We start from the raw sequence: 1,450 nt of genomic DNA, 5'->3' as shown, positions 1-1,450 counted from the left end.
GTAGTGGGGTATTAGTTGAGTCGCTATCAAGGGTAAAACCGCTGAAAGGCAGGGGTAAAAGATGATAACACCGTATGGACGTTTAATAGCAAGCTGCTCTAAATCTAATGTTTCATCTGTGCAGCTTGCAAGGTTTTGACGCTTGTAAATGGATTAAACCCATTTGAATATCGCACTTTTGCACCGTGGATAGGGTAAATTTTCTCGTCTAGCTAAAGTGATTATGACTTTTCTTCAAGCTTTCAATTTTCATCAAAAAATCATAGATAGGTGAAAGACGGAGAAAGTCTTTACTCAACCGGTCAACCAGTTGTTTGGAAAATAATAAATCCATATCTCTGCGGTGGCTAATTAATGCCCACGACTTCTTGTTGTACCAGACCGCCAATGCCGGTGGTTGATCTTTAATCAAAGGGCGCTTGTAACTCTCTCCCTCAATCGAGAAATCGGGATAAATACAGTCAGCTATGGTGAGAAAATCAGCCGGAGCACGGAGCAGTTGTTGTCTGAAAAGATCCATTGTTTCTCGCGAGGCGCTGTAATACCCCAACCCATAACGCCACCAGTCTGGACCAAATTCGAAAAAGTAAGTTGGAGCATCCGTCCAATTTTTACGTGATCTTTTAAATGTTAACCAAATATTGCTGCGATAGAGTGACTTATCATGAGAAAAACGGGTATCGCGATTCATACGAGAAATTGTCTTGCCAATCGCCGGACGAACTTCAAACAGTTCATCAATAGTCAGCATATCTGAACTCAGGTCGGTAACCAGTTTTCGCACTGGCTGTAGTAGATGCTGATCATAGATATCGCGATGTTCCTCGAACCATTCTTTGTTATTGTTGTGAGCAATGTGCTGTAAGAATGTCAGCCCATGTTGAGTAAAACCGGTAAATTCACCCATAATATTCCTTTCTATATGCAGGGCGGACTAAGCCTCTGTTGCCAACCATCAATGTTTTCACGTGACATTCATCTATAAGCAGTACACCGAGGTATTCGTTAAGTTATGATACCGGATAACCGCGCTAGGACAATTTTTAATTAGCTCATCTACCAGGCTTTAATTTTATTAAAAGTACAGGGCAATTTTAGGGGCAACCTAATAGTGAAGTATGTACTTCATTAATCCAGTGGCCCGCAAGCGTTGGATCCTTTCAGCTATTATCATAGTCATTCGAGTGAACTGAGTGTTATTTGGCCACGGTCACGTCACTTATTGCCAAGCATTCGCTTTATTGTTGATGAACTTATCGCTTTATCGAAGCTGAACGCCTTTAGATAATTGTCATCTTATCTTCCACACTTAGTTCATTTTGGGAGGGTATTAACTTTTTTAACGGCGCTATCATATCTCTCTTAGTGCAATGAAGATGAAAATTGTCGCGCTACCTGGCTGAATGGCGGCTGAGAGGATGTCGATATCGTTTAATTATAATTAATAGCT

Annotated in this window: 1 protein-coding gene; it reads right to left on the bottom strand. The window is 41.0% G+C overall.

The features are described 5' to 3' along the window. Window positions 1-208: 208 nt before the first annotated feature. Complete coding sequence (locus V2A85_RS23630) at window positions 209-907, bottom strand: DUF2461 domain-containing protein (RefSeq protein WP_420072545.1); 699 nt, start codon at window positions 905-907, stop codon at window positions 209-211. Between the last annotated feature and the right edge of the window lie 543 nt (window positions 908-1,450).

It is taken from the genome of Yersinia sp. 1252 StPb PI, assembly GCF_048593885.1.
In the GTDB taxonomy this organism is placed as follows: Bacteria; Pseudomonadota; Gammaproteobacteria; order Enterobacterales; family Enterobacteriaceae; genus Yersinia; species Yersinia enterocolitica_E.
This window is presented reverse-complemented; position numbering and strand designations above follow the sequence as displayed.